21 protein-coding genes and 1 pseudogene are annotated in these 23,495 nt (G+C 37.7%); 17 read left to right on the top strand and 5 right to left on the bottom strand.

The features are described 5' to 3' along the window. The first annotated feature begins 42 nt into the window (after window positions 1–42). From KCV26_12235 to KCV26_12245, 3 genes are all read left to right on the top strand, one after another. On the top strand, window positions 43–1,281 hold the full coding sequence (locus KCV26_12235; GenBank protein ID WZX36062.1) for an O-acetylhomoserine aminocarboxypropyltransferase/cysteine synthase: 1,239 nt from the start codon (window positions 43–45) through the stop codon (window positions 1,279–1,281). 68 nt (window positions 1,282–1,349) lie between these two features. Continuing rightward, entirely contained in the window at window positions 1,350–1,994 is a 645-nt protein-coding gene (locus KCV26_12240) for a DUF4230 domain-containing protein (protein ID WZX36063.1), read from the top strand. Between the two features lie 21 nt (window positions 1,995–2,015). Then, a complete protein-coding gene (locus tag KCV26_12245; protein WZX36064.1) occupies window positions 2,016–2,540 on the top strand; it encodes a hypothetical protein in 525 nt (174 codons plus the stop codon). Between the two features lie 17 nt (window positions 2,541–2,557). Here the strand turns inward: KCV26_12245 and KCV26_12250 are convergent, their stop codons facing one another. The 5 genes from KCV26_12250 to KCV26_12270 form a co-directional block, all read right to left on the bottom strand. Further along, on the bottom strand, window positions 2,558–3,106 hold the full coding sequence (locus KCV26_12250; GenBank protein ID WZX36065.1) for a GNAT family N-acetyltransferase: 549 nt from the start codon (window positions 3,104–3,106) through the stop codon (window positions 2,558–2,560). Between the two features lie 17 nt (window positions 3,107–3,123). Beyond that, the gene (locus KCV26_12255) at window positions 3,124–3,840 is read right to left on the bottom strand and encodes a DsbA family oxidoreductase (GenBank protein WZX36066.1); all 717 of its coding nucleotides are present in this window, start codon (window positions 3,838–3,840) and stop codon (window positions 3,124–3,126) included. 154 nt (window positions 3,841–3,994) lie between these two features. Continuing rightward, window positions 3,995–5,521 carry a TlpA family protein disulfide reductase gene (locus KCV26_12260; protein ID WZX36067.1) on the bottom strand — a complete coding sequence of 509 codons (1,527 nt, stop codon included), beginning with the start codon at window positions 5,519–5,521 and terminating at the stop codon, window positions 3,995–3,997. A gap of 55 nt (window positions 5,522–5,576) precedes the next feature. Then, complete coding sequence (locus tag KCV26_12265; GenBank protein WZX36068.1) at window positions 5,577–6,764, bottom strand: AhpC/TSA family protein; 1,188 nt, start codon at window positions 6,762–6,764, stop codon at window positions 5,577–5,579. Window positions 6,765–6,834: 70 nt separating this feature from the next. Further along, complete coding sequence (locus KCV26_12270; protein ID WZX36069.1) at window positions 6,835–8,046, bottom strand: TlpA family protein disulfide reductase; 1,212 nt, start codon at window positions 8,044–8,046, stop codon at window positions 6,835–6,837. Window positions 8,047–8,243: 197 nt separating this feature from the next. Between KCV26_12270 and KCV26_12275 the strand changes: the two genes are divergently transcribed. The 14 genes and pseudogenes from KCV26_12275 (at window position 8,244) to KCV26_12340 (ending at window position 23,463) form a co-directional block, all read left to right on the top strand. Continuing rightward, window positions 8,244–9,197: a hypothetical protein gene (locus KCV26_12275; GenBank protein WZX36070.1), complete on the top strand. Its 954-nt coding sequence runs from the start codon at window positions 8,244–8,246 to the stop codon at window positions 9,195–9,197. Window positions 9,198–9,488: 291 nt separating this feature from the next. Beyond that, a pseudogene (locus KCV26_12280) lies at window positions 9,489–10,005 on the top strand (recombinase family protein). A gap of 180 nt (window positions 10,006–10,185) precedes the next feature. Next, window positions 10,186–11,736, top strand: coding sequence for a thioredoxin domain-containing protein (locus KCV26_12285; GenBank protein WZX36071.1), 1,551 nt, complete (start codon window positions 10,186–10,188; stop codon window positions 11,734–11,736). A 62-nt stretch (window positions 11,737–11,798) separates the two neighbouring features. Continuing rightward, window positions 11,799–12,005 carry a TIGR04149 family rSAM-modified RiPP gene (locus KCV26_12290; protein ID WZX36072.1) on the top strand — a complete coding sequence of 69 codons (207 nt, stop codon included), beginning with the start codon at window positions 11,799–11,801 and terminating at the stop codon, window positions 12,003–12,005. A gap of 211 nt (window positions 12,006–12,216) precedes the next feature. Next, entirely contained in the window at window positions 12,217–13,125 is a 909-nt protein-coding gene (locus KCV26_12295) for a GLPGLI family protein (protein ID WZX36073.1), read from the top strand. Window positions 13,126–13,247: 122 nt separating this feature from the next. After that, on the top strand, window positions 13,248–13,472 hold the full coding sequence (locus KCV26_12300; protein ID WZX36074.1) for a hypothetical protein: 225 nt from the start codon (window positions 13,248–13,250) through the stop codon (window positions 13,470–13,472). A 291-nt stretch (window positions 13,473–13,763) separates the two neighbouring features. After that, complete coding sequence (locus KCV26_12305; GenBank protein ID WZX36075.1) at window positions 13,764–16,403, top strand: hypothetical protein; 2,640 nt, start codon at window positions 13,764–13,766, stop codon at window positions 16,401–16,403. 89 nt (window positions 16,404–16,492) lie between these two features. Continuing rightward, window positions 16,493–16,744 carry a TIGR04149 family rSAM-modified RiPP gene (locus KCV26_12310; GenBank protein ID WZX36076.1) on the top strand — a complete coding sequence of 84 codons (252 nt, stop codon included), beginning with the start codon at window positions 16,493–16,495 and terminating at the stop codon, window positions 16,742–16,744. Between the two features lie 184 nt (window positions 16,745–16,928). Then, the gene (locus KCV26_12315) at window positions 16,929–17,825 is read left to right on the top strand and encodes a GLPGLI family protein (GenBank protein ID WZX36077.1); all 897 of its coding nucleotides are present in this window, start codon (window positions 16,929–16,931) and stop codon (window positions 17,823–17,825) included. Between the two features lie 20 nt (window positions 17,826–17,845). Beyond that, a complete protein-coding gene (locus KCV26_12320) occupies window positions 17,846–18,553 on the top strand; it encodes a hypothetical protein (protein ID WZX36078.1) in 708 nt (235 codons plus the stop codon). Then, window positions 18,550–19,785, top strand: coding sequence for a glycosyltransferase (locus KCV26_12325; GenBank protein ID WZX36079.1), 1,236 nt, complete (start codon window positions 18,550–18,552; stop codon window positions 19,783–19,785). The genes KCV26_12320 and KCV26_12325 overlap by 4 nt, the downstream gene beginning before the upstream one ends. Window positions 19,786–19,913: 128 nt before the next feature. Then, window positions 19,914–21,800: a glycosyltransferase gene (locus tag KCV26_12330; GenBank protein WZX36080.1), complete on the top strand. Its 1,887-nt coding sequence runs from the start codon at window positions 19,914–19,916 to the stop codon at window positions 21,798–21,800. Window positions 21,801–21,986: 186 nt separating this feature from the next. Further along, window positions 21,987–22,211: a TIGR04149 family rSAM-modified RiPP gene (locus tag KCV26_12335; GenBank protein ID WZX36081.1), complete on the top strand. Its 225-nt coding sequence runs from the start codon at window positions 21,987–21,989 to the stop codon at window positions 22,209–22,211. Window positions 22,212–22,344: 133 nt separating this feature from the next. Beyond that, window positions 22,345–23,463 (top strand): thioredoxin family protein, encoded by a 1,119-nt coding sequence (locus KCV26_12340; GenBank protein WZX36082.1) that lies wholly within the window; start codon window positions 22,345–22,347, stop codon window positions 23,461–23,463. The last annotated feature ends 32 nt before the right edge of the window (window positions 23,464–23,495 follow it).

The following is a 23,495-nucleotide window of genomic DNA, read 5'->3' on the forward strand; positions in this document are numbered from 1 at the left end:
GCCTGTCATTTTTGTATCTTTGTAACCTTAATTTATGAAAAGATGAACAATTTGGATTTTGAAGATTATTTACTAAATATCCCTTATCCTCGGCCGGATGTTTACGGTTCGCTTTCGATGCCGGTTTATAACACAGCTGCATACGAATTTAAAAGTGCTTCAGAAATGGAAGCCGCATTCTGTGGAAAAACAACGGATCACACCTATTCACGCATATCAAACCCCACCGTCCACTTTTTTGAAGAACGGGTGAAACAGCTTACCGGAGCTTTTAATGTTACAGCCCTTAACTCGGGGATGGCAGCCGTGAGTAATGTGTTCATGTCCATTGCCTACAGTGGATCCAACGTAGTTGTTTCACCCCATCTGTTCGGAAACACCTGGTCATTTTTCGAAAATACGATAAGAGCTTTTGGCGTGGAAGTCCGGTTTTGTGATTTGACGAACGAAAAAGAGGTCTGTGAACATATCGATGAAAATACGTGCGCCGTTTTTTTGGAAATTATCACCAATCCGCAAATGGAGGTTGTCGATCTTTCCTTTTTAAGTGCGTTGGCACGAGAAAAAAATGTACCGTTGATCGCGGATACGACCCTGGTGCCTTTTTCTGTTTTCAAGGCCGATAATTTTGGGATAGATATTGAAGTGGTTTCCAGTACAAAATATATATCGGGTGGGGCTACCAGTATTGGCGGACTTATTATCGACTATGCCACTTTTGACTGGACAAGAAACAAAAGGCTTAACGAATTGGCCAAAGAACACAGGAACCACGCATTTAATTATAAACTGCGCAAGGAAATTCACCGAAATTTCGGCGCGTATATGGATCCGAGGACAGCACACCTGCAGACGATCGGGCTTGAGACCCTTCACTTGCGGTACGAAAGGCAAAGCCATACCTGTCTTGAGCTGGCAAAGCGTTTGCAAACGATGGAAGGTATTGAATCGGTCAACTACACCGGGCTGCCCGGTAATCCGTATTATAACGTCAGCCTCCGTCAGTTCGGCAATAGTCCGGGAGCGATGCTGACGTTCGATCTGGTATCCAAGAGTGCTTGTTTCCAATTTCTGGATAACCTGAAAGTGATTCGCAGGGCAACCAATCTGTTTGATAACAAAAGCCTTGCTATTCATCCTGCCAGCACCATTTACGGCAGTTTGACCCAAGCTCAGAGAGAGGCAATGAAAATACATGATAAAACCATACGGTTATCGGTGGGGCTGGAGAGTGTGAACCGACTGCTGGAAGATATCGGACAAGCCCTGAGGAAGAAATAACCCGACAATCTTTAGTAAATAAGCACTTAATTGTTATTTTTGTAAAAATATAAAGTACATGCTGGTCTATGGAACGATTAAATGCTGCTGACAGAGAGATTAACGAGCCGGTAAGAAGAATAAGTTATCCGACTTACTTCTTCCTGGGTACTACAATTATTTTGGCTCTCTTGCTGGGAATAAATAGAATCAACGGAACCCGGACTAAAAAATACGATACATCCACAGTTCTTAGTAAAATTGTTCATATTCAGGAGCTTGCTACGGTCAAATACAGCTATTCGGGAGTGATTGGCTTCAAAGATAATTTTAAAATACTGAACATCAGTGTTCCGCTTACCGACAAGTATTTCCTGTTGAAATACAACGGATACCTGAAGGCCGGCGTAGATTTCAGCCGGGTAAAAGTGAATATTAACGGTGAAAATGTTCACGTTTCAATGCCCCGTGCTCAAATTTTCGATGTGGTTATTGATGAAAACAGCGTAAAGGTTTACAATGAAAGTGAAAATGCGTTTAATCCTATAAAAATATCGGATTACAACAAAGCCCTGATCGGTGAGAAAGAAACGATGAGACAGGACGCTATCCGGCAAGGGGTATTGAATGATGCCAATAGTCAGGCTGAGCTTGCGGTAAAATCACTGTTGCAGGAAATGGGTTTCAAAAATATTCACATTACGTTGGAGGTTGTTATTCCGGAGTTGCATTGACAAAATAAAAATCAAATAACTATGAAATTTACGACAAAACTTTTTCTTGCCTGGATGTTTATTTTTTTGATATTTTACATTACTGTAATTGCTATCATCAGTTTGTTCTGGGGTATTCGCATCCAGTTTTGGCAACTGTTGCTTGTTTTTTTCATTGCAGGTGTTTTGCCTCCGGCAGTCATAACGTGGTTCTTCTATAAAAGATTGGATTATATGGAATCCGAAAATCCGGATCCTCCGGCATTTTCGGGGCAAAAGAAGGCCCTGCTGGCCTTCAGGGCCAGGTCGAACAATCTTTATGCTGAAATGTTGCAAAAGATTGACAAAAGTTTCATTGTTTCCTATTCCGACAAAGAGGCACGTGTTGTCAAGTTCCGGACCGATTGCCGGATTATGTCGTGGGGCGTTTGCGGATATGTCAGGCTTCTGGACGATGGCAAGGCGGAAGCGATTGTCTACCCAATGAATGCGGATTCAAAAAGAGAAGAGAAGATCTTGCTCCAAACGCTCCGGTTATTGAAATCGGTGCTGAACCCGCAGGGATAACCTATAAGGCAGTTGACTTATCCCCGATCAAACGGATACCCTTCACAATACAGAATAACGCGTTTGCCCAGAAATTTCAAGAAATCGTTATGTTGTTCCTTGGTAATCATCTTCGGATAACTGAGGATGAGTAGCTCAATGGGTTGCCCTTCCAACCGGTAAGGCAGGTGCATAAACCGGTAAGGCGTAAGGGTAAATCCGGCACGTTCGTAAAATTGGAGCCGCCTTACGGACAACTCATTTATCAACGGATCTATTTCGAGAATGATGGTGTGGTTGGAATCGCGCAAATAACGAAGCAGTTGAGACCCAAAACCGTGTCCGCGTAATCCGGGGGCAATGGCCAAATATTCCAGGTACCGGTACATGTCCCATTCCCAATAAAACAACAACCCTATCAGTTCACCGTCTTCCCACGCCGATACCGGATGAAATTGCGGATCGGAACAGGCACGGACGTGATCTTTCATTTTGCGCCTTTCAGCGATGGGAAAGCTCGACTCATACAATTCCCAGACCTTGTTCCACCTGCTTTTGTCCGATTGCTCTATGCGTAAAAATTCCATGATTAATTATTTTTACTCTATATTTCACATGTCCCGTCTGCATTGCACGATTTACCTTTCTTTACCTCCATATTGCCCAGGGTGGTATTTGCCTTTTTCCAGCTTTCGTAAGCCTGATTGAGTGTATCCAGGAAAACCTGTACCGGTTCCGACCCGATGATGGCCTGTTTACGTTCGAACAGAAAAGTAGGGACCGTATCTATTCCCAGTTGATGCGCCTCCTGAACATCCTGTTCCACTTCGGCTATAAAGTCGTCTCCGGCAAAGAGCCGGGCTATCTCTGTTGCATCAAGTCCTGCTTTCACTCCAATTTCCGTCAGGATCTTGATATCGCTGTAATCCTGTGCATCTTCGAAGTATGCTTTCGATATGAGCGATAAAACGTTCGAGGAGAGGTTTCTCCTTGCAGCCAGTTTTACCAGCCTGTGTGCGTCGAGTGTATTCGCTGCGAAAGCGTTTGGCAGGTTGAACCTCACTCCCGCGTTTTTTGCCAGTTGCTCGATGTAAGCAAACATCTGTTTTAACTTGTTTTCCGGAAGTCCGGCGGTTTTTAATAAATAATCCACTACCGAGTAGCCGTTTCCTTTACCGGGCAAATCCGGGTTTAACCGGAAGGATTTTATGACCAATTCAACTTCATCGGCGTGCGCAAATTGCTGCATGGCCTGTTCATAATGAATCTTGCCTATGTAACAATAGGGACACATGATATCTGTCCAAACTTCAACTTTCATCTGTTTTATTTAATAATTGCTTTTTACAACCCTTTAAACACCCGATCTGAATTTTTGTTTATAATACACTTATTTAAAACAACAAATTTGCCGAACGACTATTCGATTCCTCCTGAGAGGCTGCTCTTTATTTCCGGAGTTCTTTGGCTGGTTTTCATTCTTCCAATAATTTATCAATTTTCGTCTTGGTTCCCGGTAAAGAAGGAAGTATATGGTTGCCAAAATCCACCATTACGCCGTTTTTGTCGAAGAGCAGGAAATAAGGGACGCTGCTTTTTGTGTTGAAACGCTTGTTGATGTCCTGCCATTCCTTGTCGGAAAGGGCAATGTGAATGCCGGGAAGATCGAGACTTGCAATGATGTTTTTCCCGCGTTCGGTTTCACCGTCCAGCCACAGATACGCAAACACAATGGGTTTGTCGGCAAGTTCTTCATGGAGCTGTTTGCTGTATGGTATTTGCCTCATGCACGGTCCGCACCACGTCGCACAGATATCCACATACACTACCTTCCCCGGATTGGAGTCGAGAACCTGTTTTACGATATTGGCAGAATCGGTTATCAGCGAACCTCTTCCGTGTAATTCAACGGCGTTTCTTCCTAAAACGGCATCGGAATACACGCGCGGATTGGCGTTGTAGGCTTTCACCTGATTGTATTGGTTGTTGAGTGTGGTACGCAAAAATGGATCGGTAATTGTTTTGTTTATCATAACGCGGTTACTATCGATCCAGTCCGTTTTGTGAGCTTGAAGATGAATAATATTCAGGAAACCGGCGAAGGCGAATTGAGACAAATAGACGTTTTTTGAACTTGATTTTAATTTTTCCAGTATCTTATTCAATAACTGAGCGTTGTTTAACTGAGCTTCGTTTGTTTTGGGGTAGAATTCGGGATAATTTTCTTCTATTACATATCTCGAAAATCCGTTCACCGCCTTAAAATTATCCGCCATGATTATGGAATTATCCACTCCCTTTTCAAATTCTTTCACAAAATCGTAATACATTTCCCGTTCTTTGCCCGTCGGTTCTTTTTTTGTGCGGATGGTGTGCTGATAGGGATATAAGAACAGCGCGTTGTAATAATCCAACGCCACTTGCTTTTTTGCCCACGTGTTAAATGTTTCCGATGTGCTGTTTTCTTGTTGAAAAACGGCAAGTTTTTGTAAGGTTTCGTCGTATTGTTTTTTGGTTTCTGCTTTGTAATCCGAAAACGAGAGTTCATACAGTTGCGAATAACGTCCCAGGTATTGGTTGCGGAATGCGTTAATGTGCTTGTTCAACTCTGCGCTCGTTCCCCTGAAAACGGTATGTGTGATGTTTTGGAAATCCTTTTCGATATACAAGCTGTCACCCGGAGCGATAACGATGCGGTCTTCCACCGGAACGAACGATATTTCACGGGTGGTGATGGGGTAAATTTCGAAACGGAACAATCCGTCTTCGGTAAGGGGCACGGTGTACATGGCTTCATTCCCGTAGAAATCGGGCAATGTTATTTCGAGCAGTTTCACGTGCGGATAGACATCCCTGTTGATTATTTTCCCGGTAATAATGGCCTTTTCTCCCAAGTCTGTTTTCTCTCCGGTGAATATGGGCGGCATTCTGTTCTCTTTCTGCCGCTGGCAGACGGAGAGAATAAGAATAAGGGAGAGGAAGAGGATTGTTTTGGGTTTCATTTAATATTATTTTTTACTTTTTTCGTTTAAGTAGCGGCTGCTTTTGAAGAAGCAGCTACTGTAATATATCTTTCAATTTTTCTTTCAACGATCCTTTTCCGTAGCCCGACCACATTTTTTGGACAATGCCGTCGGGCGAAATAAGAATATAAAAGGGTATTCCGCGAATGCCGTAACGACTTACGTAACCCTCCATCCCCAAGTTATCGGTTAAGTTTACCCACGGGAGTTGATGTCTTTCCAATCCGTCTTTCCATATTTTTTCCGTGTCGGTGGTGATGCTGATGATGGTCAATTTATCCTTGTGGGCTTCGTGAATTTCTTTCATTTCGGGGAAAGCGGCAATGCAAGGCGCGCAGCCCACGCCCCAGAAGTCTAGTAACAGGTATTTCCCCTGGAAATCTTCGGCAATTCTGTGCGGATTACCTTGCGGGTCATATAACTCGGCATTGGCCATGGGTTGTCCCTCCTGAACAAGCTGCATGGGGAAAATATAGCGATGAATGAGTTGCCCTTTGGGGCTTTGCTTTTGTTCATCGCTAAGGCGGTTGTACAGGTGCTGGAGCCGTTTTATGTTCCTTTCGGGATAAGAGGCGGTGTTTTTGTAGGATACGGCATAACCTGCATAGTCCGCCAGCTTGTTTATCCAGCTTTTTGTGACAGGTTGTGTTGCCATAACATCAAAGATAACACGGTGTTGAATAAAACCGATACTGTCCATTTGATCTCGAAGCCGACGGGATTCCTTACGAACAGATTCCATTTCATTGCTGTTGGTTTGCTGCATTCGGTCAATGGAACGATAATAGAGTAGAAGTAACGAGTCGGACGTTGAAGATAATACACCCAGGGCATTCCTATATATTTCCTCTTCCTGTTGTTCCTTGACGTTACTTTCAATATTCCACGAAGAAAGATAATATCCTATTCCCGTAATTTTGGTTCTGGAACCAGGGGCAATCCATATAAGGGCTGTTGTCATGGGATAATTATTGCCATAAACCATAAAACTAAGCATTTGGAGCGAATCTGTATTTCCTTCAAAGCTAAATTTCCCGTTACGGACAGTGTCTTTCATAAAAAGGGTTCCAACATTACCTTCTATGGTAAATAACTGGGCAACATCGCCATCGACAACATGATCAATTTGTCCGATAATCTTAAATGTGTTGCCCGGTTGGTTGCAAGCGGTGGAAGCAAGTATTGCGAAAAAGGTCGATAGTAAATAATATACTGTTTTCATGCCTATTATTTTTTCGTAGTTTAGGCTTTAAAGATAGGAAAAATGTTCTAAAACGGGTTCCCTTTAACTATTATTTCAATAAGCCATGGATAAGTCCCCTGATTTCATTATCCACTGAAGCCTGATAACCCGTAATCCTTTTGTGTACAATATGGTTTTTGTCCATTAAAATGAAAACAGGGAAAGCTTGTATGCCATAAGCATCTCTTACGGCTTCTGTCCCGTGTAGGAAGTTAAAACCTGCATTTACCCGTTTTTTGTATGCCTGTACTCCGCTGATATTTTTGCACGTGAGTTCAATGGCATAAAAAACAAAGTCGGCATTTGGGTATTCTTGCGTCAATTTATTGAGAAACGGAACCGAAGCGCGGCAAGGGCCACAGCCCGCACTTGTAAATTGTAACAAAACCACCTTGCCTTTATCGTTGTTGAGTGAAATCTCTTGACCGTCGGTTTGGGTAAGCGTCCATCCAGGCGCAGGGTTGCCTATCAGGTTATCAACGTCATCGCCTGATGTTTTTTTCTTATCGCCGTAGTATCGTATCTCGTAACCTTCCGGAAAATAGCCCGTAACATCCACATCTTCTATTTTATTGTTGTTGAATGTGGCATCGCTCACGGTCTCAGCACTGATGTTGTGAGACATCTCCCTACGGTATTTATACGGCAGGTTTGTTTTTTTATCTATCCAGATTTCGTATCTCGACGTGGGGTCTTCATCCCTAAATGGCGGATCGGGAATTTTATACGCCCTGCCAAAGAACTCCACTTGCCTGTCTTCGTGGATGGTTAGTTTCAAGTGGAATGTGTTTTCGTTACCCCTTTTTTCGAGCGTGATGCTGTCCTTCGTGGTAAGAATATACCGCAAAATGCTTTTGGTATAGTTGTAGAAAGGAGGTCCGACTGGACGGAACGGCAGGTTCCGGTCCACTTTGAAACTGTCAATCATTATGCCTTTGTGCTCTTCAAATACCGACGCTTTCATTTTCCCGTCGTAAGCGTAGTATAAATGAGAATGGTTGTCAGCTGATGTCTGTATTTCGATTGCCCCGATGGTTGTATCCGAAGGGTTATCGTATTCCCGGATAAAATAGGTCAGGTCATAAACGACTGCCGTATCACCGGGGTGCCACGTTTCTACTCTTGAGTAGTAGGTGGCCGATTGAATCTCTTCCAGATTATCCAGTACGGTTTTCAGGTAATCTTTTGTTCCTTTGGGCTGCGAGCAAGACATTGCCGATAATGTGATGAACGTCGTAAGTAAAATGGTTGCCGTTTTCATAAAATTATTTTTTGTTTTATGGGTAAAGATAGCTTTTACATCTTCTTCCTAAAGAAAAAGTTGCCTCACATTTACCTCACATTTTACAGTGTTCTGTTTATGTGGCGTTTTCAAGCAGATATTTTTACGATAAAATCGTATTTGTATTTCCAATAATCAAATCAAAGCACTATTTTTGCACTATCTACTTGGCAGAAATGACGAATTTACAACAAAGGCAACTGGTAAAAGGACTCCGCATAACCGGAGTTGGCCTTGCTGTCGTGATTCTTGTAATTATCGCAAAGGGGTGGCAAGGCTATTGGAAGACCGAAGTTGCTCTTAAAGAAACGATAAATTCTATTTTTGTACAATCGGTTAAAGATGCGGTGCGACTGAAGGCAGTGAACAAGCCTGACGTCAGGGGTGTGACCATCTCCGTGCCCGCGAAAACATCTTCAAAATCCACCAGAAGTTCCGAGATATATGTTTCACAGGATTACAAGCTGTTGATGGATAGGGTGAATGCAGATACCATTAATCGGGTCTTTCGGCAGAGATTGCGGGAAAGGATACCGGCTGTCCGCTCTTATGTGCTGGTGGATTACGGAGGTAACAGCAGTGTGAGCGATGACACGCTAAGTTGTAGCATACGGCATAGAACACCTGTTTTACATCAGGAAGTTTTTAACGAAATAAGTTATCGGGGCCTGGTTTGTTATTCTCCGTCGGTTGTTTTCAAAGAAATGTCCAAAGGTGTTTTACATGTTCTTCTACTTATTGTTTTATTATTGTTGATGCTATTTGCTTATCTACTTACAAAAAAGTATGGGATTCGGAGAAATACCATTGTCCGTCATCGCAACGGAACGTGGAATATCGGATACACCTTCTTTAATCCCGTGTCGGGCAAATTGCGGTGCGAAGAAAAAACCGTCAGTTTGCCTGCCCAGCAACTCAAAATCTTTCAATGGTTACTCGAAGATGAAAATCATCGCATAGAAAAAATCGTATTACAGGAAACTTTTTGGGCGGGAAGCTTCACGGGATACAACAGTATGACCGGTTCTATAAACCGTTTACGCAATTATCTGAACGAAGTGGGATGCGACTTTACAGTTTCTACTGAAAAGGGTAGTGACTGGTATGAATTGGTTGTGAAAGAGAAATAAAAACGGGACAACCTGGGATATTTATAAAATAAAAATAGTGTGATGTTTTATTCTTATAATTATCTAACTTGTAGTGCAGACAGAAGAGAAAACGAGCAATGCTGAGGAGCAACTCGTCATTAATACGGTTGCGGGAGGCTAAGCCTGACTAATAGGGAGCTCAATACAATAAATTTCCTGTTTTTGTATCTAGGTTTGCCGCTCCCATATCTTAAAAAACCTACCGAGAAATTTTACTTTTCGAGTATTATCTTAGCGAAATTGTAATTTCATAAAACTACCGTAAATAATATGGTAATAATGGGTTACGCCCGTGTTAGCACCAAAGAACAAAATTTAGATTTACAGTTGGATGCGTTGAAAAAAGCTGAATGCACTGAAATTTTCTCTGAAAAATATCCGCCACTAAAGAACGCCCCGAACTGGAGAATGCCTTGGCCGATCCTTAAGAAATCTTGTCAACATTGTAGACACCCTTTATAAAAGAGGTGTCGGATTCAGAAGCATTCAAGACGGGATTGATCCCAGAACTCCATTAGGCAGGTATCAGTTTGCTATTTTCGCGGTGTTGGCCGAGTACGAACGCGAAATAATTATAGAGAGAACCAAGGCCGGATTATTGGCTGCCAAAGAATGTGGACGTTTGGGTGGCCGAAAGAAGGGCCTCAGTCCTGAAGCCAAAAAAACAGCTAAAGCAGCAGTTTCGTTGTATAAAAGCAATGAAAATAATGTAAATGAGATTTGCGATATTTTAAATATCAGTAAATTGACACTGTATCGCCACTTGAAAAGTGAAAGCGTAAATTAAATAAAAGGTAATTTCCTATGAGTGTAAAACTCATAATGATTGTATAGAAAACTTTTAGTTGGTTTTATGTTTTAAAACATAAAATTTTATTTTTTTTATCGAAAATTTATACGTTACTTTAACGCATAAATAATTATTTAATAACTATTTATGTCTTTTCAATCATGAAACATAATTAATATGAAAACTAACATTTTCATATCTTTATTAGAGTTGTTGAGGGTAAGGCATACACATCTTTTTTCGAATCAATTCTTCAACGAGCACCCTCATAAATACAATTTATTTGGTTTGTCTTCTATGCTTTCAGAATACGGTGTGGAAAATGCCGGACTTAAACTTATAGACAAAAATAATATACGATTAATAGAAACTCCTTTTATTGCCCATATCAATGACGACTTCGTTATTATTGAAAAAATATTAGAGGATGAAATCCAATTCACCCAAAGAGACAAAAGTATAAAAATTCCGATAGAAGAGTTTAATAAAATATGGACAGGGATTGTGCTTATCGCTGAACGAAATAAGGATTCAATTGAACCGGAATACAATAAACATTTCAAAATTCAAATTCTTAAGTATCTTCAAAAAATATCTATCCTCCTGATTTTATTTTTTTTGCTTTTTATTTCTTTTATTCAGAATAAGAGTTATTTTGATGTTGGACTTATTTTACTGCTGTTAATAAATTCAATAGGTGTCTATATAGGTTATTTATTAGTTCTTAAACAATTAAATATCCAAAGCACTTATAGTGATAGGCTTTGTTCATTATTTAAACACAGCGATTGTAATAATATACTTGAGTCTAATGCGGCCAAGCTTTTTGGAGTTTTTAGCTGGAGTGAAATAGGATTAAGTTATTTTGTGACTAATATATTTGTTATTTGTTTGTTACCTTCATATATTCCTTACCTTGCATTAATCAATGTCTTTTGTTTGCCATATAGTTTTTGGAGTATTTGGTATCAGAAATTCAAAGCCAGGCAATGGTGCCCCTTGTGCCTTATTGTGATCATTTTATTATGGGGACTGTTTGTAATTAACTTATCTTTTAGATTTCTTCTTGTTTCAACCCTGTCAATGTCGGAATTGTCCATTACGGGATTATCATATTTGCTTTTTATATTGTGCACCAATTTGGTTTTATCAATTCTGATGAAAAGTTTACAAGTTGAAAATATAAACTATGAAATAAACAACATCAAGGCCGATGAAGACGTTTTTAAATCACTATTGAAAAAACAACCTTATTATGTTGTAACAAGAGAGACATCGTCCATTCTATTAGGTAACCTAAATTCTAAATTTTTGATAACAATATTTACAAACCCCCATTGTAATCCGTGTGCTAGAATGCATAAAAGAGTGAATGATTTGTTAAATAAAAATGAAAACCTTTGCGTGCAATATATTTTTTCATCTTTCCATAAGGAATTGGACATATCCAATCAATTTCTTATTGGGGTTTACCGGCAAAAAAACGATGAGTTTAAAACAATTTATAATGAATGGTTCGAAAAGGGAAAATATGATAAAGAAACCATTTTTCAAAAGCACCCTGTAAAGATAGAAGAACCAAATATAGCCAATGAATTTGCCAGGCATGAGCAATGGAAGGAAAAATCGGGTCTAAGGGCAACTCCCACAATCTTGGTGAACGGTTATAAGTTGCCAGAGAATTTTAAAATTGAAGATCTGCATTTTTTCTCCGATATTGAGATATGAAAAGCTTGTTGCATATATAAGAAGGCAACAGGTGTAATTAATAATTTTAAATTTTTATGCTTATGAAAAAGTTAAAAAAAATCGAATTGCAAGAAGTAGTTGTGTTGGAAGACAGTGAAATGAAACAGATTGTTGGTGGAAGTGGCTCCCTTTCGTGTGACCCTGATGCAACTCTATGCTATGGTGCTTGTTTGACAGATAATGGACTAGGCGGTGTCTGCCGAAAAATTCCGAGAATTTTTAATAAGTGTGGATGTGTCCAACTTTAAGTGTTCTAAGTTATAACTAGAATTATAAAGAGTGAGGGTTCGTTCCTTACTCTTTATAGCTATAATAGCAGTAAAATCACAGCATTAATATGACCTTTAAAAGATCATAAGATTAAGAATCATCAAATTAAAACGGTAATCTAAGTTCTCTATACAGAACAATTACATTTTTCAATATTTATTTATTTGAGATATAAAACTGCCACCATAGATGAGTGGTCCCAAAGGAAAGGAGGAAAATATTAATATGAAAATACGAGTATTTGAAATTGCTGTGGCATTTGCATTTATAACAAATGGTAATGCCCAAAACACGGATGTCAAAATCGATGGGGATACAGCACGTTTACGTGTTGTGTATGATTTTAGTCAAAATAATTACTTAAATAAGAGTCTTTCGAGAGCAGATACAATGGCACTGGATATAGGCGATAGGTTGTCTGTATTTTATGACATGACAGTGCCGAATAAAACAATCGATAAGTTTATAAAGCCTGAGCAGATTAAGTCTCTTTCCATAGAGTACACTCGATCCGATGATCTGGAAAATATAATTATAGGAAAAAATGAATATCAACACAATGTTTTCAAATTGGATAATTATATTTCAACCAAAACTTACAAAAACCGTGAACAAAACCGAGTTTATACATTAGATCAAAATCAGGCGAATGGAGAAGATATTTCAATTTTTTTATCAGAAGATTTGTTACCACAGCAATGGGTGATTGGTAGTGACACCTGTCGGGTATTGGGTTATCCATGTCATAAGGCAACAACAAAATTCAGGGGAAGAGAATATGACGCCTATTTTACCCAGGAACTACCGGTTAATGATGGCCCGTGGAAACTATACGGTTTACCGGGTCTTATTCTAGAGGCTAAAACGAGTGACGGAATTTTCCACGTCAAGGCTATTGGCATCCAAAAAATTAAAAATACTCCAATAGATATTTCTTATGGCAAGAATACTGAAATTTGCAAAGAGTTGAATCAGTTTTATAAGTTTATCCGAAACAAAAGAAATAGTTATTTAATAGAAGATAAAGGAAATGTTATTATTTATGAGAAACCATTATCAAAAGATATCATATTCATGGAGGAAGAAAATAAGGACTAATTAATAATGTGTGTGGCTCTAAACATTGAAACAAATTGGTCGGAATATTACAATTGACATAAAGTAAAACTTGATTTATCGGCACAGCTTATTTTCCCCGCTTTAATTTGATATTTTTAAAAATGAATGATAACGAGTTAAGCTCTCTATTGGAAGGTGGAGCAGAAGTAATTAATACTCCTCGCAAGCCAGAAATTGCAAGTGTATACAAAGAACGTGTAGAGCAAAAAACAACCACTTTTGACTATGCCCTTTTGGAACAAGTTTCATATCTACTTATTATCTGGTATTGGAAGAAGCTGTGCCAATGGATTGGACTATTTCTAACTGATACTCCCACAGGGTGAGGCTATTTATGCACTAAAGCTACCGCCACATTCCGTGGGCGCACTTACGATGCCTGTCAACGATGGCCCTTGGAAGCTTACGGACTACCTGAGTTGATTTTTAAAGCCGAAATAATAGGCGTCATGTTCAGTTTAAAACTATAGGATTACAACATATCAAAAATACAACTATCGCTTTTCCTTATGATAGAAAAAATGTTTCAGCAAAAGGTTACCTTACAGGAAATCCAGTCACGTTATCAAATTTAGAATTCGAAAATTGAATACTATGTATCTAGTATAAATCTCAAAATGAATAAACGAATACCACTTTTTGTTCTATTATTTTTACTTTCTTTTAGTGCAATCTTCGCCCAGAAAGAAATCAAAGGCCGAGTACTTGACCAACAAACCCGGGAGCCTGTTGCAAATGCTGCCGTTACAATGCATCCTGTAGGCTCAACATCAATTATATCCTATTCGATGACTTCGAAAGAGGGGACGTTCACGCTAAGGAGCGCCAATATGCCCGACTCGGTAGAAATATCCGTGAAAGCCATGACATTGGAAAGCCAGACAAAACACGTAAAAAGCGATATAAGGTTCGTGGAATTCTTGGTAGTTGAAAAAACAATGGAGCTAAAAGAAGTTATTGTCCAGGCGCCTAAAATCCGTCAGTTGGGTGATACTATCCATTACGATGTAGCGAGTTTTCTGGACGAAACCGACCGCAGCATTGGCGACGTATTAAAAAAACTGCCCGGAATCCAAGTGTTATCTTCGGGACAGATACTCTATCAGAACAAAGCTATCAACAAATTTTATGTAGAAGGATTGGACCTGCTGAAAGGGAAATACGGTATCGCCACCAATAATGTCGATGCTACAAAAGTGGCATCCGTGCAAGTGCTTGAGAACCACCAACCCATCAAGGCGCTAAAAGACATGGAAATTCCCGAAGCAGCCGCCATTAATCTTAAATTAAAAAAATCGGCACACGGTGCTTTTTTTCTTACTGCGCAAGCCGGAGCGGGACTTCCACCTATGTTATTGAGCAACGAATTGGTAGGAATGCGTTTCTCGGCGACTCAACAAGATATGTCGGTCTATAAGGGCGATAATACAGGACGGGATATCGTGCGGGAGTTGACGTCTTTTTACGGTGGATCCGGCGGAGGCCCGGTAAACTTCATGTCGGTAATTGCACCCGTTCCGCCTGCCATAAGAGAACAGCATCATCTGTTTAATAATGCACACTTGGGATCGCTCAACAGCCTGAAAGCATTAAAGAAAGATCTTACGCTGACCGGGAACCTTAATTATTTATACGATCAACAAAAAAGCAGTAGTTATTCAAAACGAGATATATTTGTGGCTGACGGTGGAAACATCCACATAACCGAAGATATGAATGCCCAATTATTAAAGCGTGAGCTGGAGGGAACACTTACACTGGAGGGGAATACCGATGAATATTTCCTGAATAACAAGCTCAATGTATCTTCCAGATGGAACGAGCATACCGGTAAAATTGCCGCTGTACGCGACATATCCCAATTTCTACAATTTCCATCGTTCAACATTGGCAACGATTTCGAGTACCTGCGCCGGAAAGAGAATAAAAATTTCAGGGTTGGCTCTCAAATATCCTACACTATGCAGAATCATTCACTGAGCGTTTCACCTGTTTTGTTCGATGAAGTTTTTACTAACTTAAAAGAATCAGATACATTAATCCGGCAAGAGGTTTCTTATAACCATTTAAAAACTAATCTGTATGTATCTGGAGGAAACTTGGGCAAGCGTTTTACGGTTGGCTACAGCACCAATGTATTTTCCGATCATTACTTTATGCAGTCCGGCCTTTTTGTGTCTGATGCGATTTCATCAGTTTCGGCAGACACTTTACGAAACCGATTACATCGAAACGAAATTGGTATTCGCCTTAATGGGAGCCTGTCTTATCGTTTTTCGGAAAATTTCAAACCGATTCTTTCTTTTCCGGTTAGTTATCTGTTTATCAATCGGAACGACCACATTCGAAATACTTCAAAAAACGGGGGGCATGTGCTTATTTCACCACTCCTGATCATTCAATATCCTATCAGTTCGCGATGGGACTTGTTTTCAAACGTACGTTTTTCAAATCAATTCGGGGGTATTAACGAAGATTATCTGGGATATATCATGGCTAATTACCGGGGAATGAACAGAAGTAACGGATTGCTCGGCAAAAACCATCAAACCGGCACTTTCGTGCATTTCAGTTACAAAAATCCCTTTACAACATTATTTACATCTTTCAGGTTATCCTATTCCAATATATGGCGCAATACACTTGGAGATGTCCGCTATAACGGCATAATGAGCAGTTCCACGAGTATTCCTTATACTAATACTTCGCATTACTACGGGTTGGATTATTCTTTCGGCCAAAGTATCGATGCGATAAAATCGGAAATGAAGTTGTTTGCAAGTTATAATAAAAGCAAAACCCTGTCGCTAAATCAAGGCATTGTTTCGAATTTGAATTTTGACTCTTACTCCTTATCCCCTTCCATTACTACGGATATTGGCAGATTTATGGTCCTCAAATACGACATTTCTTATCGCCATACCCGAAGTAAAATCCGCAATCAATCCATGCCGGCCGTTCATAATGTTGCACAAAATCTAGGCACCTCAATAATTCCGGTAAAAAAACTGATTTTCAATATATCGTTCAATCATTATTTCAACAGCTTGATAGAGTCTGAAGCCCGGTCATCTTGGTTTGGGAACCTGGGTGTAAAATACAAGTTAAAAAACGTGGATTTAATGCTGGATTGGACAAACATTTTTAATACAAACAAGTTCATAACCTATTCCTACAGCGATATCAGCAGTTATTATTCGGTATATATGCTTCGTCCGTCGGAGATTCTGCTAAGAATAAGATTTAAGATTCTATAAATAAACAGTGACTAACAAATTACGAGGCAGCATAAAATAATTTGTTGGCATGTCTAATAAACCTTGCTGCAGACAAAAAATTATGTTTTATGAAAAAATTAAGTAAGATTAAACTAGAGGAGGCAGTTGTCCTCGACAATCATGAAATGAAATTGATTTCTGGTGGAAGTGGCGGATTAACTGGAGGATGTTTTAGTTGTAGTTGTATAGGACAAACCAATCCTCCCTATGCTTCAAGTTGGACAAAATTCTATGCAAGCACATCAACTATGCACGCAGATCTTAATACTAGATGTGCAACTAATGGAGATTGTACACAGGTTTCCATTTTAAATTGCTAATCACGCTTAAGGGGCATAGATTTCGCCTTTTAATGGAGAGGATTATCCGAATTCTGTAGAATTAAATATCTAAATTAAACTAATAATAAGAAAGAGTTAAGATTGTACCTCTCCATTATATGGAAAAAGTTGTATTTAAAAAAGTTATGGATTAATTCAATTTATACTTTAAACAAAATTAAAAATGGTCAATGGGTGGAAAAAACTTTTTTTTTGCGTCTCCCTTTTCTTGATGATGTACGGTTTTGATTCATTATCCGTTATGGTGCTTTCGTCGACAAGGAATTTTTCGAATGAGAATAGGCTGGATTCAATACTATTAAATGTTCTATTTGTATTTAAACATCAAGCAAATAAACAGGAAGAAGTGATAATACAAACAGACACTATGGTCTTAGCTGTTGGCAATGATTGGTCGGTATATTATGATTGGAACAAAAAAAAACGTGATTCGATAGATGGTGCTAATTTAGCGATGAATCCTGTATATCGAAAGATCAGCTTTCGAGTGGATCCTGAAGAACTTCAGCTAAAGTTAGAGAAAAAAATGTCAATTTATCATATGATTGATGCAAGTGAAGGAGAATCCGCTAAAATTTATAAGAACCGATCTGAACAAAAAATAGTAATCACTGATGACTATTCTGATACTTTCTTTCGGTTACAAGAACAACCGGTATTGCATGAATGGATAATTACCGACGACACACTAACATTATTGAATTATGTTTGTCAAAAAGGTGTTACTGAGTTCAGAGGTAGAACATACTCGGTGTGGTTTACGACGGATATCCCCATAAATGATGGCCCCTGGAAATTGTATGGCTTGCCTGGACTGATATTGAAAGTAGAAGATTCGGAAAAAATATTCTGTTTTGAAGCGATTGGCCTGAATAAAGTAAAAAATCAATTCATTGAAATGCCCAATCGAAAAAATATTATTGAATGTGAGAACTATTTGCAATTACAGAAAATAAGGAAGAATCGATTTCAAAGAGTAAGTTATGGATTTGTAGAAGAAGGTAAAGTGGTTTATTATGGTGCTAAGAATCCTATTGAAATAATTGAATTAGAAAAATAAATTTTCTCTGTTAAAAAGTAATGAAAAAATGTGGTATAAATTTCATTGATTCTGATAGGATAGCACATACTTTGATGCTACAATCTTTTTTTATGACTGATATTGGACTTCTCGAAGGACAAATGGGAATTGTTCTAGCGTTATCCGAATATTCCAGAAAAAAAGAAAATGAAATATTTTCCGATTTTGCATTTGATTTACTCGAAAATATTATAGCGAAAGTAAATAAAGGTTTGCCTTTTTCATTGGGCAACGGATTAGCCGGAATTGGGTGGGGAATCGAATATTTAATCCAGAATAAATTTGTAGAAGGGTCCGGTGTTGAAATATGCGATGAGATTGATAAGAAAATTATGGAAGTGGATCCGAGAAGAATTTCAGATCTTTCGTTGGAGACAGGATTTGAAGGACTGCTGCATTACGTGATATACCATGTAAAAGGAGCGCTTGATCAAAATACAGGATTACCTTTTGACGACAGGTATTTATCGGATATATATGCAATATGCTCATTGTTAAAAGAACGGATAAAAGATACATCGATAAGTATATTGCTGGATGTGTTTAGAAATTTTTATAATACCGGGAACATCAAGGATTACAATACATCCGTCATTGATTTTGTTATCATGGAGTCAACAGACATATCCAATGAAATATCTTCCTATCCGTTAGGATTAAAAGATGGCTTGGCCGGAAAGTTATTAAAAATCATATTCGCAAAATGAAAAACATTTATATTTTCGATGAATATATCAGTTCCCAAAAGAATGGAATCGGCACGTACCTGCGGGAATTATTGCATTGTTTTAAATCATCCGGACATAGCATCTGTCTGATTATTTTTAACGCCGACACGGAAGAATTCAGTATCGTTGAAGAAAAAGAGACTAAAAAGTTACTTTTTCCCGTTATGAAAGGCCATTTTTTGCATCATGTGCAGGTGATGGATAAGTTTTTGAGATTATATATTGAAGACGATCCTAATAATATTTTCTTTTTAAATCACTCGCCGTGCGGTGATCTTATGGAATCGCTGAAGAAAACATTTCCCTTGTCCAAAATTATTTTTACCATCCATGATTTCGGATGGACGGCACCTCTAATGGGGAATTTAAAAGAGTACAAGCAGCTGACCAAAAATAAATCTTCTAGTACCGACCAGTCAAGAAATGCAAAAAGGGATTTTTCTAATTGTTATGAAGAAGAAAAAAGGATGTATGGATTTGCGGATCGGATTATCTGTTTATCGCCGGATTCTTATGCTGTTTTGCGCTCCGTTTATAAATTGAATAAGAAAAAAATCTCATTTATCCCAAACGGATTGCGGGAATCCAGCATTGTCTCAAAACGGAAAAATTCGGAAGAAATAAGAAATTCGTTGAATATAAGAAATGATGAAAAGATCCTTGTGGTCATTGGACGGCCGACTAAACAAAAAGGGATATTTGCCTTAATGGAGGCAATGAAATTAATTTTAAAAACAAATCGGAATGTAAGGCTTGTGATTATCGGTGATGCCAATGAACAGTCTTTAAGAGAGCTGATACAGGCCAAATCATCGTGTACTTTATCCATAACCTTTACAGGCCTGTTAGATAAGGACAATATATACAAATGGCTATCCGTTGCAGACATAGGAGTAATTCCCTCCTATTACGAACAATGCAGTTTTGTGGGAATTGAGATGATGATGTTCGGTTTACCCATTGTCACATCGAATGGTGTCGGGATTAGAAATATGTTTCAAAATGAGATCAATGGTTTGGTTGCGAAAATAGGCAACAGGAACAAGCCAGAAGAATACTCACGAAATTTGGCTGAGGCAATAACAAAGCTATTAGACTCTCAGGATTTATGCAATCGGTTAAGTGCAGGAGCCTTAAAAACGTATGAAGACAGGTATTCAATCCACCATATGAAAGAGAATTACAGGGCGTTAATCGAATCCCTGTATTAATTTATAGATGACCTTTATAACAATGTGTTTCTGAAATAAAATAATTCATTGCTCGTTTCGGTTGTAATTGTTAAAACAAAACTGATTCATCCTTGGAAAAAGTATAAAAATTTGATAATTGTGTATGCATGGATAAGGAAGATATTAAAGTCAGCATAGTTTATATTATTAAAGATACAGGATGTCCATGCCAATACGGTATCAGAAGTATTTTAGAAGAAACATTGTCCTTATTTGAAATCATTGTACTGGATTTAAGCAATTCAAATGAGACTATCGATGTTATTCATGATATTCAGGATAATAGTGTCAGATACATTAAAGCCTCATCCGGGTTCGTTGAATTATTTAAACAGGGAATTTCGCAATCTAAAGGAGAATATATTTCTTTTTTAGAGTCAGATTGTGTGATAAGTGCAGATAAATTGAAAAAACAGTATGATTATTTGAAAAGTAATTTGGACGATGATTGTGTTTGTACCGGTGTGAATTTTCATGACTATTGTAATTTCAAAATTGAAGGCCGTTATTCTTCCAATGAACTAATATACGAAATCATTTTTTGTAATCCTGTTTTTTTCTCTTCGTTGATGTTTAGAAAATCTTCCTTAATGAGATTTAATTTTTCATCCGGTCTGTATAAAGGGAGCAATATTTTCAGCAATAGCTATGCGTTATTGGCAGACATGATTATGAATAATTTCAAGATTGGATCTCTTGGTGAATACTTGGTTTCATGTAAACTACAGCAAAGAGTACCGGACGCAGACTTTAAATTGCAAATAATGATGATTCAAACAGAATTTTTAAACTATATTGCGTCAGAAATAGTTTTATTGGATAGTAATGCGATAGATGAGATAAACGAGTATATTGCCTTATTTGAAAACAGACAGTTAGATTTTGATTCTTTAAGATTAAAAATAGCAACATTATATAAATCGAAATTCATATTATCAAAACCACCAAAATCAAAAAGGAAAATACTGTTTTGCATACCCAATTTAAGTCATGGAGGTGCAGAGAAACAGTTAATAACATGGCTTGAAAATTTAGACTATAGTCTCTTTGAGATCGATTTGCTCCTTTTTAACAAGTATGGAGTTTATTTGAAAGATATTCCAACGGAAGTTAACTGGTTTACCTTAGATTATTTTGAGAAGTATACTATAAAAGAGTACGATATTGAAGTAGCCTTTTTGGAGGGTAGCGCGACAAAATTTATTGCAAATAGAAAAACAAATGCTAAAAAACATGCATGGGTGAGGACTGATTTATATAATTTACATTATACACGTGTGTTTTTTAAAGATTTACAAGAAGAGATATCTTGTTATTTGAAATTTGATAAGATCTTATTTAATACAAAGGAAACATTACCGCGTTTTATAGAGAGATTTGGAGATATACCGGTAGATAAATCAGTTGTATACAATCTGACAGACAGACAAAAAATAATTCGTTTAAGTAATGAATATTCGGTAAAAAGAAATAATGAAATTACACTGTGTTGCATAGGAAGGCTGGATGCGGAAAAAGCGTATGACAGGCTGTTATTCGTTTTGGGTGATTTGAAGGATAACGGGTTGAGCTTTTACCTCTGGATCATTGGTGAAGGTAGCTTAAGAATTTCCCTAGAAGAAACGATAAGAAAACTTTCTTTGGAAGAGAATGTCACATTATTAGGTTTTTGTGATAATCCCTTCCCATATCTAAAGGGGTGTGATGTGTTTGTGCATACATCCATAGCGGAAGGGTATGCAAACGTTGTAGCAGAAGCCATCTGTTTAGGTAAGCCAATTCTTGCCACCAATACGGTAGGCCCTTCTGAATTACTCGATGATGGGCGATATGGATGTTTAGTTAAAAATGATTACCGTGAAATTTACGAAGCATTACGAGAATTAATTACCAATAAAGAATTAAGAGATGATTTGTCTAAAAAAGCCCTTGAAAGATCATCCATTTTTGACCTTAACATGAGAATGAAAAGGATAATGGAAATTTTAAGTTGATTTAGAAAATATTCGTATAGACTTGAACAAATGGAAATAAAATCGAAGTTAGAACAGCCCTATTTTTATTTCGTGATTACTCTGAAAATTAATAAATTGAAAATATTATCCGGTTTTAGGATATAGAAAGCTGTTGTTATTTAAAACGACAACAGGTATAATTAATAATTTAAAAATTATATGCTTATGAGAAAATTAAGTAAAATCAAACTGCAAGAAGCAGTTATCTTGGAAGACCGTGAAATGAAAATGATTTACGGTGGAAGTGGCGACAACAATGCCGATTGTACTGAATTAGCCTGTATAGTCGGAGCTGAATGTTGGGGTATTGTGAATGATAAACTTACAAAAGGGTATTGTTCAAGTGGAGTTTTGGTACCTGGAGATAGTTCATGTGCATGTGTTTTCTAATTAATTGAAAATCAAGTGGGGGTGTCTCAGAAGTAAAATTAGTTTGTCAACTATTCTGTTGAATGGAACAAAGACAGAATGATGAGCTAGTCATGTTTCTGAAATAACCCCCATTTTTATACTTTTTTAAATTATGAAATTTAATTTGATTATTTTACTTTCATTTCTTTCTTGTGTACCTACATTGCAGGCACAAATTAACAAGAATTGCTCTCTTGAACTTAAACTCAACGGTAAAGAGTACGATCAAGTTCGTCTTGAAATAGCTTTATCGGGATTAGAAAAGCACAATGTGATCGGCAGTTCTATCGACAAGCAGAATTGGATATTTCAATACTCCGATACAGTGTATAAGAAACATTCCGGGATGAAACTGTATGGCAAACAAAATAATGACAGCATAGAATACAAATTTGTTGTGTATATGCCTTTGGAGTTAGATACTTTAAAATATGATAGTTTCACAGTCGGAGAAGAGTCTAAGCTCTCAGCTTCATTTATCAAATCTGATATTTTTGAATATCAAGGTAAAAAATTCTATACTGACGATTTCCTTTTTTCAAATAAAGACGATGAAACAATGTATTTAATGGCAAAAGCACTGAATGAGGGATTTAGTCTTTTCTGGAGAGACACGTTAAGTTATGACCAACGCATAAGTAAATATGAGAAAATAGTATCGCTTTCTCCTGATTCACATCATCTGATGTCTGCTTTATACGGATCTATTGGCAGATACAAAAGTAAAGAAGATATTGCACGCATATTTAATAACTTCTCTGTTGAAAATAAAAATTCATACTACGGGAATAAAATTAAAGAGTATTTAAATATGAATTTTTTTGAAAATTCCACTCTCCCGGATTGGCAAACAAATAAACTCGAACCAATTATTCAAGACACTACAAAATATAATCTCGTAATTTTTTCAGCCTCTTGGTGTGGACCCTGTCATAAACAAATACCCAATCTTAAAAAAATTCATAATGATTTACAAGAAAAGCTGAATATGACTTATGTCTCAATTGACGAACCGGAAACAGTTGAAGAATGGAAAAAATTAATGAAAAGAGAGCAGATACCCTGGCGAAGCCTTTTAGCTAAAGATGATGTAAAAGGATTGCAAAATAAATATTATATTCATTCCATTCCGATGGCTTTTTTAGTTTTTCCAAACGGGAAAATACAACGTCTTCAGCTTTATGAAGAGAAAGATAGAAAATTAATTTATGCAATTACTAATCTTAAATAAAAAGTAAAAACAGTACTGTTTGTTGAGAGAGA

Source organism: Petrimonas sulfuriphila (assembly GCA_038561985.1).
Lineage (GTDB): Bacteria > Bacteroidota > Bacteroidia > Bacteroidales > Dysgonomonadaceae > Petrimonas > Petrimonas sulfuriphila.

Excerpts from the sequence above, each read along its gene's own strand:
- KCV26_12335 (WZX36081.1), top strand. The coding sequence starts at position 21,987 with ATGAGAAAATTAAGTAAAATCAAACTGCAAGAAGCAGTTATCTTGGAA.
- KCV26_12245 (WZX36064.1), top strand. The coding sequence starts at position 2,016 with ATGAAATTTACGACAAAACTTTTTCTTGCCTGGATGTTTATTTTTTTG.
- KCV26_12235 (WZX36062.1), top strand. The coding sequence starts at position 43 with ATGAACAATTTGGATTTTGAAGATTATTTACTAAATATCCCTTATCCT.
- KCV26_12265 (WZX36068.1), bottom strand. The coding sequence starts at position 6,764 with ATGAAAACAGTATATTATTTACTATCGACCTTTTTCGCAATACTTGCT.
- KCV26_12340 (WZX36082.1), top strand. The coding sequence starts at position 22,345 with ATGAAATTTAATTTGATTATTTTACTTTCATTTCTTTCTTGTGTACCT.
- KCV26_12310 (WZX36076.1), top strand. The coding sequence starts at position 16,493 with ATGAAAAAATTAAGTAAGATTAAACTAGAGGAGGCAGTTGTCCTCGAC.
- KCV26_12330 (WZX36080.1), top strand. The coding sequence starts at position 19,914 with ATGGATAAGGAAGATATTAAAGTCAGCATAGTTTATATTATTAAAGAT.
- KCV26_12240 (WZX36063.1), top strand. The coding sequence starts at position 1,350 with ATGGAACGATTAAATGCTGCTGACAGAGAGATTAACGAGCCGGTAAGA.
- KCV26_12315 (WZX36077.1), top strand. The coding sequence starts at position 16,929 with ATGGTCAATGGGTGGAAAAAACTTTTTTTTTGCGTCTCCCTTTTCTTG.
- KCV26_12275 (WZX36070.1), top strand. The coding sequence starts at position 8,244 with ATGACGAATTTACAACAAAGGCAACTGGTAAAAGGACTCCGCATAACC.
- KCV26_12250 (WZX36065.1), bottom strand. The coding sequence starts at position 3,106 with ATGGAATTTTTACGCATAGAGCAATCGGACAAAAGCAGGTGGAACAAG.
- KCV26_12285 (WZX36071.1), top strand. The coding sequence starts at position 10,186 with ATGAAAACTAACATTTTCATATCTTTATTAGAGTTGTTGAGGGTAAGG.
- KCV26_12295 (WZX36073.1), top strand. The coding sequence starts at position 12,217 with ATGAGTGGTCCCAAAGGAAAGGAGGAAAATATTAATATGAAAATACGA.
- KCV26_12290 (WZX36072.1), top strand. The coding sequence starts at position 11,799 with ATGAAAAAGTTAAAAAAAATCGAATTGCAAGAAGTAGTTGTGTTGGAA.
- KCV26_12270 (WZX36069.1), bottom strand. The coding sequence starts at position 8,046 with ATGAAAACGGCAACCATTTTACTTACGACGTTCATCACATTATCGGCA.
- KCV26_12260 (WZX36067.1), bottom strand. The coding sequence starts at position 5,521 with ATGAAACCCAAAACAATCCTCTTCCTCTCCCTTATTCTTATTCTCTCC.
- KCV26_12305 (WZX36075.1), top strand. The coding sequence starts at position 13,764 with ATGAATAAACGAATACCACTTTTTGTTCTATTATTTTTACTTTCTTTT.
- KCV26_12325 (WZX36079.1), top strand. The coding sequence starts at position 18,550 with ATGAAAAACATTTATATTTTCGATGAATATATCAGTTCCCAAAAGAAT.
- KCV26_12300 (WZX36074.1), top strand. The coding sequence starts at position 13,248 with ATGAATGATAACGAGTTAAGCTCTCTATTGGAAGGTGGAGCAGAAGTA.
- KCV26_12320 (WZX36078.1), top strand. The coding sequence starts at position 17,846 with ATGAAAAAATGTGGTATAAATTTCATTGATTCTGATAGGATAGCACAT.
- KCV26_12255 (WZX36066.1), bottom strand. The coding sequence starts at position 3,840 with ATGAAAGTTGAAGTTTGGACAGATATCATGTGTCCCTATTGTTACATA.